Source organism: Bradyrhizobium sp. (genome assembly GCF_035273305.1).
GTDB lineage: Bacteria > Pseudomonadota > Alphaproteobacteria > Rhizobiales > Xanthobacteraceae > Bradyrhizobium.
In genome coordinates this window covers 1-9,276 of sequence record NZ_DATEPI010000334.1, presented here as the reverse complement: position 1 = coordinate 9,276, position 9,276 = coordinate 1, and the positions used below count along the sequence as shown (strand labels likewise).

The following is a 9,276-nucleotide window of genomic DNA, read 5'->3' as shown; positions in this document are numbered from 1 at the left end:
GAAATAGTTGTTAACGCCTTATCAATACGGCGCTGTTCCGCTCACAAATAGGGCGCCTCGAACCCCATTTCGCCGTTGGCGAACTTCAAAGCGTGGCACAAATGCGTTGCCGCCGTGATCTGACGGAATTACAAATTACCCGGATGGGCAACGGCGAGGCGTAACATCATGGCCAGATACCTGCTTATTATACCGCTCGGCCTGATGGCGTCGACGGCCCTAGCGCAGCAGAAGGAGCACGATGCCTGCGCGCGCGACGTCTCGCGCCACTGCCGTACTCACATGAATGAAGGCGACCAGGTCGTGCTGGCTTGCCTGAAGCAAAATCGTGCGCGGCTGAGCAAGGCCTGCCTCAAAGTTTTGAGCGAGCACGGGCAGTAACGAGTTCTTCAGGCTAATACGCCCTCCGCTCGGCTGCTTGCTGCGACGTGCGCTGCTCTAGCCTATTCTTCTGGCGCGCTTTCTTCCCGCGGACCGGGGTCCACTTCGTTCAAAAGCCCTCCAAAAAACTTCAGGTGCTGCTGCCGGCAGCGGTGGCGACCGGCAGCACTTCGTTGGCGGCGCGGTCGGGCGTTTCATCTTTCCGGCGGACCGACCCGAACGGCCGTTCCAGCATTCGGCGTACCCGCACCGGATCGGGACCGAGATGAAAATCCATTGCGCGCTGGTGCAGCGCGCGCTCGGATTGGGTGGAGCGGTTGCGCTGGCGCAGATAGTCGAGCCAGGTCGGGCAGTGATAGCGCTCGGTCCATAGTTCGGGATCGGCGATGTCGCGGGCGATCGACCAGCCATAGGCGCCGTTGCGCTGGCGGCTGAGCTGGACTTCCTGCATCACATTGTGGAACGCACGCGCGCTTTCCGGGTCGACCCGATATTCAATCTCCACCACTAGCGGCCCGCTGCGCCCGGTCAACGCAAGGCGCACCTCGGGATCGGCCAGCAGCTCGGCATCTTCGTTGCGCGCGCCGACCCGAGGCATCCCGAGCCACAGGCCGAGAATCGGCGAGGCCAGCATTAACGCTGCGGAAACCAGCAGCGCCGTTTCCACGCCGGCGGCGTCGGTTAGCCGTCCCCAACCCCAGCTTCCGATCGCGATGCCGCCGGCGATCGAGGCTTGAAACGCGGCCAGCGAGCGGCCCGCCACCCAGCGCGGCGCGGAGAGCTGCACGCCGATATTGAACAACGCGACCGCCAGCATCCAGACCGCACCGGCCACGACCAGCGCCGCTGCGGTCAAGACCGGCTCCCGGCTCAGCGCGACCGCCGCGATAGCGCCGCCCATCGACAGCGCGCAAGCCCGGATAGCCGCCTCCCCGGTCAGTCGTCGACGCACTTCGCTGATGTTAAGCGCGCCAATCACCGCGCCCATCCCGAAAGCGCCGAGCATGATTCCGTAAGTTTGCGCCCCGCCGTGCAGGAGGTCGCGGGCGACCAGCGGCATCAGCGCCGAGACCGAACCGCCAATGATGCCTGTGACCAATGTCCGCGCCAGCACGATGCGGATCGATGGCGAGTTGGCGATGTAGCGCACCCCCGACACGATCGCGCGGTTGAGCCGCTCGCGCGGCAGGCGTGAGGGCTCGCTGGAGCGTCGCCAGAGAAACAGTACGACCAGCAGCGGCAGATAAAGCACTGCATTGGCCGCAAAGGCCGCCACCGCGCCCGCGGTTGCGACCACGATGCCGCCGATAGCGGGACCAAAACTTCGCGCGATGTTGTAGCTGATCCCGTTCAGCGCGACCGCGGACGGCAAGGTCTCGGCGGGCACCTGTTCGCTGACGGAGGACTGCCAAGCCGGCCCGAACAGCGCCATGCCGCTGCCGACCACGAAGCAGAACGCCAGCAGGACTTCGGGCGTGAGCCGGCCGAGCCAAGCCAGCACTGAGAGCGCGGTCGCCCCCGCAAGCGCGATTAATAGTGAGACCAGCGCCACGATGCGCCGGTCATACATGTCGGCGATAGCGCCCGCCGGCATGGCGATCAACATCACCGGCAGCATTAAGGCGGTCTGGACCAGCGCGACCTTGTCGGCGGAAGAAGTCATTTGCGTCATTGCCCAGGCCGCGCCCACCGCCTGAATTAACAGCCCGAGATTTGAGAGTAAGCTCGCCAACCAGATCCGCCGAAACGCGGAATGCCGTAGGGGAGCCGAGACGCCATCGGCGGCAAACATCTGGCGTTTTGGCTTTTCAGTCATTCCGATTCCACTGCTGTCTGCCGCTGATTTCGTTTGGATTTCGAGTGACGCCTGCGGCAATCCGGCTGCCGAGCTTCCCCAAAAAGCGAATTTCGCCGTGCTTGCACCGGCTACTTTACCGAACTTCCGTTTCAAAGGGACACCGGAAATCCACTGATTCCAGCCGTGCTTGCCGCCGAGAAGTAGCCCGGCGCTGACTTGGCCGGCAAATGAGGAGAAGTTCTGACCCTTCACAGTGGTGCCCAAGCCCGCTATCAGCGGTCACAAGCAAGCAAGGTGTCGACAACCGGAGGATATGAGATGCGTCTATCGCGGCGAATGATACTCAGGGGCGCGGCAGCGTTGCCGCTTGCTACCGGGAACCTCGGCCTGTCTGCGTTCGCGCAGACACCGTCCCCTGCCCCGAGCGCCGGTGGGACTCCGCCTGTATTGTTCGTGCATGGCAATGGCGACCACGCGGCGCTTTGGATCACCACTTTGTGGCGGATGGAATCGAACGGGGTTCCGCGCGATCGAATGTTCGCGATCAATTTCACCGATCCCCTGGCGCGCGCCGATGACACCAAGGAGGAGCCGAACAAGTCTTCAACGGAAGATCAGCGCCGCGAACTCGGCGAAGCCATCCAGGAGTTGAAGCGCCGTACCGGCGCAGCGCGCGTGGCTCTGGTCGGCAACTCGCGCGGCGGAAATTCGATTCGCAGCTACATAAAAAACGGGGGCGCGGCGGATGTCAGCCACGCGGTGCTGTGCGGCGTTCCCAATCACGGGGTTTACGATTGGGATGTTGGACTGAATGGCGAGTTCAATGGTCGCGGGCCGTTTCTGCGCGGACTGAACGAGGGCGAGAACGAAGTAACTCCGGGCACCGCGTTTCTGACCTTGCGCAGCGACGGCATGGACAAATACGCCCAAGAAGACGGCCGGTTCGTCGGCAAGCCGGGTACGCCGACCGGCATCACCGCGGCAGGACCCGCGCTCAAAGGCGCGACCAATCTCGTGCTCGGCGCGGTTGACCATCGTGAGACAGCGTTTTCTCCGCGTGCGTTCCGGGAAATCTACAAGTTCATCGCCGGGCGCGAGCCGGACAGAATTGCGATTATGCCGGAAGCGGAAGTCAGGTTGAGCGGGCTGGTGACGGGCACGCCGGGGGGCGTTCAAACCAATCGTCCGGTGACAGGCGCGTCGGTGGATGTCTACCGCGTTTCCGGTGATACCGGCGAGCGCATCGGTAGCCCCATTCACTCGTCGCAGACAGCCGCGAACGGACGCTGGGGCCCGGCAAAGGTCGATCCCACCTGGTATCTTGAAATCGTGCTCACATCGGCCGGTTCGACGACCACTCATTTTTATCGCTCGCCATTCCCGCGCTCCTCCGAGATCGTGCATCTTCGTGCCGCCCGTCCGCTGGGAGCCGCGGACGTGGGAGCCGGCAGCGTTGTTCTGATGTCGCGGCCGCGCGGTTATTTCGGGCTGCCGCGCGATATCGTGCTGTTCGATGGCAAGGAGCCGACCGACGTGAAGGCGGGAGTGCCGGGTGATTCAACCAGCACGCTCCGGCTGCCCGGCGCCGAAGCCCGGCCCGTCACGGCAATGTTCAACGAGGAGCGGATCGTCGCGCGGGCGTGGCCGGCATCTGAAAACCGGATTGCGGTCGCCGAGTTGACCTACTAGCTGCTAGCTTGCCCGCGCCGCTTCAACGAGGTTGCCCGTGAGCACCGCCGAAGCCTTGGATATCGCGATCGCCCCGCGTCGGCTGGTGCCGCCGAGCCCGCCGCGCGCGCCCGACGACATGAATGCGATCGGACGGATGGCGGCGATGCGTGAGAGCGCGATCGGCACCTGGAGCCAGCGCGCTTATGAAGAGGACATCGTCCGGGGTCGCTTCTTCGGCCGCTCCAGCTTCATCTTAAATACGCCGGACGCGATCCGCCACGTGCTGGTCGACAATTATGAGAACTACACGCGAACGCCCGCCGCCATCCGGGTGCTGCGCCCCGTGCTCGGCGAGGGCCTGCTGATTGCGGAAGGCCGCGCCTGGAAACATCAGCGCAGAACGCTGGCGCCCGCCTTTACTCCGCGCGCGGTCGCCTCGCTGACGCCGCACATGATCGCGGTTACCGAGAAAACGATCGCAAAACTGCAGACCAGCTGCGGCGAGCCGGTTGATCTCAGGCAGGCGATGCAACGAATGACGCTGGAAATCGCCGGACGGACGATGTTCTCGTTCGGAATGGAGCGTCACGGTCCCGCATTGCGCGACTTCGTGATGGAGTACGGCGAACGACTGGCCCGGCCGCATTTCCTTGATCTGCTGTTGCCTCTCGGCTGGCCGTCCCCGCAGGATTTCTTCCGCGCCCGATTTCGCAAACGTTGGACGCGGTTCATAGGTATGTTGGTCGGCGAACGCCGCGCGGCCGGCAAGGATGCAGGCGCGCCGCCGCGCGATCTGTTCGACCTGATGCAAGCCGCCCGCGACCCGGAGACCGGTGAGGCCTTCAGCGACGAACAACTCGGCGACCAGGTTGCGACCATGATCCTCGCTGGCCACGAGACCACCGCAACCGCGCTGTTCTGGTCGCTGTACCTGCTTGCGTTGGATCCGGCTACCCAGGACGAATTGGCGGGCGAAGTTCAGGCCGCGCCCGCAGACGCCGCGCCCGAACTCGATCGGCTCAAATTTACGCGCGCGGTGATCGATGAAACGATGCGACTGTACCCGCCGGCATTTTTGATCGCGCGTGCGGCTGCAGCGCTCGACACCATCGCCGGGATGCCGGTCAGGAAAAATGACGTGATCCTGATCGCGCCATGGTTGCTGCATCGGCACGAAAAGCTCTGGCACGAACCCAATGCATTCGTTCCGCAGCGGTTCATGCCGCCTGCCCCGTCTCCCGATCGTTTCGCGTACCTACCGTTCGGCGTCGGCGCGAGAATTTGCATTGGCGCGCATTTCGCGCTGTTGGAAGCAACGCTGGCGCTGGCCAGGATCATCGGCGCGTTTCGGGTCGAGCTTCTGGACAAGGAGCCGGTCATGCCGATTGGCGTGGTGACCACGCAGCCGGATCGCTCGCCAACGTTCCGTATCACGCGCCGGTGACAAAGCCCTTGCTTGGACGCTCGCGCAATCTGCTCTAGACTTGTGCCATGACCGACACCCAGGCACAGTTTTCATTACTGAAACAGACCGCCGATCCTGCGGTGGTCGACGCTATTCGAAACCTCGTCGAAAAGGGCGAGGACCACGAACTCAACCGCATCAATGTACTGGACTTTTCGAAGCAGGTTGGGCTCGCCGAGGAACAGGTGATTTCCGGCTTCCTCCATGCCTCTCGGCTTGGGCTGTTCGATCTGTCATGGAATGTGCTGTGCCCGGGCTGCGGCGGCGTGCTCGGCGCCCACAGCACGCTTAAATCGCTGCGTCCTGATGATTATCATTGCGGGCTTTGCGCATGCGGTTACGAAGCCTCCGTCGACGAACAGGTCGAGGTCGCTTTCACGGTGAGTCCGCGGGTCAGACGCATCGCCGCGCACGATCCCAATTCGCTGTCGGTTTGGGAGTATTATCAACAAATCTTCTGGAGCTCGGGCGTCGATTTCGACAAGGAAGCGTTTGCGACGCTGGCCGACGAGGTCACGCTGGACACGCTTGAATTGCCGGCCGGGGAGAAGGCGGTGCTCTCGCTGCATCTGCCAAAACAGTTCATCATCATATTCGAGCCCGTCACCCATTCCGCGCAATTCATCGACGTCCAGGGCGAGCCGACCAGGGAGCGTCAGCAGCTTTCGCTGGCTTACAACAAGACGCCGACGCCGACCGGCGGGACCAGGATCATGCGCCCGGGACCGCTCCGGCTGTCGCTCGACAACCAGGCTGACGTGCGCGTCCTGCCATCGGTTTTCGTCGCGGGAGACGCGATGCATGAGCTGATCGGCAAGCGCAAACCGTTCCTCACGGCCAAGCGAATGCTCTCAAACCAGACATTCCGCGACGTCTTCAAGGCCGACAACCTCAACGTCGATCAGCGGCTCAAGATCACCTCGCTGACGTTTCTGTTCACCGATCTCAAGGGCTCCACCGCATTGTACGAACGGGTCGGCGACCTCGCCGCTTTCGACCTGGTGCGGGCGCATTTTCATGCACTGCTCGAGATCATCGCCTCGGAGAAAGGCGCTGTAGTGAAGACCATCGGCGACGCCGTGATGGCAACCTTCATCAGGCCAGAACATGCGATTGTCGCGGGCTTGCGCATGCGCGCCGCGATGGATGCGCTCAACGCGCAGCGAGGGACCAACGATCTCGTAGTCAAAATCGGGATCCATGAAGGCCCGTGCCTCGCCGTCATGCTCAACGAGCGCCAGGATTATTTCGGGCAGACCGTCAATATCGCAGCCAGGGTCCAGGGCCTGTCGACGTCTCAGGCAATCCATATTACCGGTCCGATCATCGAGGTGCCTGAGGTGACAGCAATTCTGGAACGCGAGGCAATCACCCCGATTCAGAAGCAGGCGGCGCTGCGCGGCATCGCCGACAAAGTCATGGTCTATGAGATTCCCTGACATTGCCGAAAGGTAATGCCTGCTGGCGGAACCGTGAGGCCTGAGCAAGCTTGATTTTGCAGCCGTATATCGGGCATAGCTGCCGGTGTTGCGACTAATGGTCTTCATACATTTAGATGGAAGTGATGCTGGACGGACTTCGCCAATTCATTGCCGACATAGTTTCTCCCACCGCCCACGATCAGAGGGTGTTTGACGATACCGGGTATCGTCTGGCTGCGACTGCGCTGTTGATTCACGTCCTTTCGATCGACGGCGAACCTTCGCCGGTTGAAAAACGCAAGCTTCACAGCTTGATCGAAAGCCGCTTCGGGCTTGATCCTGGCACGGCGGATCAGTTAATCGCCTCGGCAACCCTGATCGAGGGCGAGGCGGTCGATCTTTATCATTTCACCAGCGTCATCATGCGCTCGGTGGATGAAGCGGGCAGACTTCGCATCGTCGAGATGATGTGGGAGCTGGTGTACGCGGACGGTCAGGTCAGCGAATTCGAGGACAACGTGGTGTGGCGCGCGGCCGATTTGCTGGGAGTGTCCTCCCGCGACCGCCTCGATCTCAAGCATCGGGTCGCCGCCAGGCAGCCTGCCGCAGCCAGCGGGACCTGAAATAGGGTCGGCCCGATCATGGGGCCTAATGTAACTTCGCTGCCCGGGGACATGACGAAATTTTGATGCCCGGGCAATTTATCCCATGTCCCGCGCGAATACGTCCTCAAACCGAGCACCTGGACGGGACAGCGACCCTTCTACGGGCCCGCGCGCTTGCGGCTGGCTTGCATCCCGCCTAAGGGCTATGTCTCTCAAAGGCGCGTTACCTCGCCTCCGTGCAACAACTTCAAGAGCATAAAATCGTGACCGAGCGCGTGTCGCTTATTACCGGTGCCTCGGCGGGAATAGGTGCCGAATTGGCGCGTGTTTTCGCCTCGCACGGCCATCGGGTAGCTCTGGTCGCGCGACGCGCCGATCGGCTAACCGCCTTGGCAAATGAAATCGCCGCCAGCGGTGCGGCTGAGCCGATTGTGATTGCCTGCGATCTTCAACAGCCCAACGCCAGTGACCAGATCGCGACAGCGCTGGCTGCCAAAGGTGTGGACGTCGAATATGTCGTCAATGATGCAGGTTTCGGCTTGTTCGGCCGAGCCGTCGAACTGGATCGGACGGCCCAGCTCGGTATGATCGACCTTAACATCCGGGCGATGACAGATTTATCTCTGCGCTTTGCCGATCAGTTGATCCGACATCGCGGCGGTATCCTCAACGTGGGTTCGATCGCCGGCTTTCTGCCGGGACCGGGAATGGCGGTGTATTACGCCTCCAAGGCATATGTGCTGTCATTTAGTGAAGCGATACGGCGCGAACTCGCTCCGCTCGGGGTGCGCGTAACGGTGGTATGTCCCGGCCCGGTCCCATCTGAATTTCAGGCGCGCGCGGGTTTTGAGCCCGGATTTGATTCCGCGGTCCTGAACGTGTCCCCGGCTGACGTTGCGAAGGCAAGCTATCGGGGTCTGATGGCGAACAAGAGAACGGTGTTTCCCGGCGTTGCCATCAAGGCCGTGCCCTTTCTGCTCCGGCTGTTTCCGCGCGGCTTTATTCTTGCCGCGGTCGGGAGCTTCCAGCTGCGCAAGCGCACCTAGACGAGAGCGTTTTCGAGCGAAGTGGGCGCGGGTGAAGAAAACGGCCTGAATTTTCTTGCCCCATCACGAAATTAAATCGGCGTTAACGACGCTTCTGGCTTGATGGGCCGGAGAGCGAAAACGATCACCTATGTCGTTTCAGTCGATCAGATTTAGCGCCGAACACGTGCTGCAGCTTGATCCCGGTATGCACGCGCCGCCTGTCGCGCCTTCAATCACCCAACCATCGCTGCCGGTTCTAATGATCCTGCATCAGGAGACCTCGACGCCCGGCCGCGTGGGCAACGTGCTGCGGTCGTTCGGGCATGCCCTGGATATCCGGCGCCCGCGGTTCGGCGATCGCCTTCCGGAAACACTGGACGGTCATGCCGGAGCGGTCGTTTTCGGCGGCCCGATGAGCGCGAACGATCCGGATGAATTCGTCCGCCGCGAGATCGACTGGATCGCGGTGCCGCTCCGGGAGCAGCGGCCTTTCCTGGGGATTTGCCTTGGCGCGCAGATGCTGGCGAGGCAGCTTGGGGCGGCGGTGAGGCCGCATCCGCAAGGTCGCGCGCAAATCGGGTATTACCCGATCCTTCCGACGCCAGCGGGTCTCGACGTCTGCCCGAATTGGCCGGAGCAAGTCTATCATTGGCACGCCGAGGGATTTGAGCTGCCGTCGGGCGCCGCATTGCTGGCCGAGGGCGACGAATTTCCCGTCGAAGCGTTTCGGTTCGATCAAGCGTTCGGCTTGCAGTTTCATCCCGACGTGACCTACGCGATGATGCATCGCTGGACCGCGCGCGGCTATGACGGCCTGAGCGCGCCCGGCGCGCGCGAGCGGCATCATCACTTCGCGGACCGCGCCGTCTACGACGCGGCGGAACGCGCGTGTCTTGGTCACTTCGTC

8 protein-coding genes are annotated in these 9,276 nt (G+C 62.5%); 7 read left to right on the top strand and 1 reads right to left on the bottom strand.

Going from position 1 to position 9,276, the window contains the following annotated elements; all coding sequences use genetic code 11:
• Window positions 1-168 precede the first annotated feature (168 nt).
• Complete coding sequence (locus tag VJV58_RS21885; RefSeq protein WP_324139458.1) at window positions 169-381, top strand: hypothetical protein; 213 nt, start codon at window positions 169-171, stop codon at window positions 379-381.
• A gap of 130 nt (window positions 382-511) precedes the next feature.
• Here the strand turns inward: VJV58_RS21885 and VJV58_RS21880 are convergent, their stop codons facing one another.
• On the bottom strand, window positions 512-2,197 hold the full coding sequence (locus VJV58_RS21880; protein ID WP_324139457.1) for an MFS transporter: 1,686 nt from the start codon (window positions 2,195-2,197) through the stop codon (window positions 512-514).
• A gap of 300 nt (window positions 2,198-2,497) precedes the next feature.
• On the opposite strand from VJV58_RS21880, the gene VJV58_RS21875 reads away from it, so the two are divergent.
• From VJV58_RS21875 to VJV58_RS21850, 6 genes are all read left to right on the top strand, one after another.
• Window positions 2,498-3,868, top strand: coding sequence for a hydrolase (locus VJV58_RS21875; RefSeq protein WP_324139456.1), 1,371 nt, complete (start codon window positions 2,498-2,500; stop codon window positions 3,866-3,868).
• Window positions 3,869-3,905: 37 nt separating this feature from the next.
• On the top strand, window positions 3,906-5,294 hold the full coding sequence (locus VJV58_RS21870) for a cytochrome P450 (protein ID WP_324139455.1): 1,389 nt from the start codon (window positions 3,906-3,908) through the stop codon (window positions 5,292-5,294).
• Window positions 5,295-5,341: 47 nt separating this feature from the next.
• Window positions 5,342-6,754, top strand: a complete 1,413-nt coding sequence (locus VJV58_RS21865) for an adenylate/guanylate cyclase domain-containing protein (RefSeq protein ID WP_324139454.1) — start codon at window positions 5,342-5,344, stop codon at window positions 6,752-6,754.
• A 125-nt stretch (window positions 6,755-6,879) separates the two neighbouring features.
• Complete coding sequence (locus tag VJV58_RS21860) at window positions 6,880-7,359, top strand: TerB family tellurite resistance protein (protein WP_324139453.1); 480 nt, start codon at window positions 6,880-6,882, stop codon at window positions 7,357-7,359.
• Between the two features lie 245 nt (window positions 7,360-7,604).
• Window positions 7,605-8,387 carry an SDR family oxidoreductase gene (locus VJV58_RS21855; protein WP_324139452.1) on the top strand — a complete coding sequence of 261 codons (783 nt, stop codon included), beginning with the start codon at window positions 7,605-7,607 and terminating at the stop codon, window positions 8,385-8,387.
• Window positions 8,388-8,517: 130 nt separating this feature from the next.
• The coding region (locus VJV58_RS21850; RefSeq protein WP_414641545.1) for a glutamine amidotransferase at window positions 8,518-9,276 on the top strand (759 nt) is incomplete at its 3' end.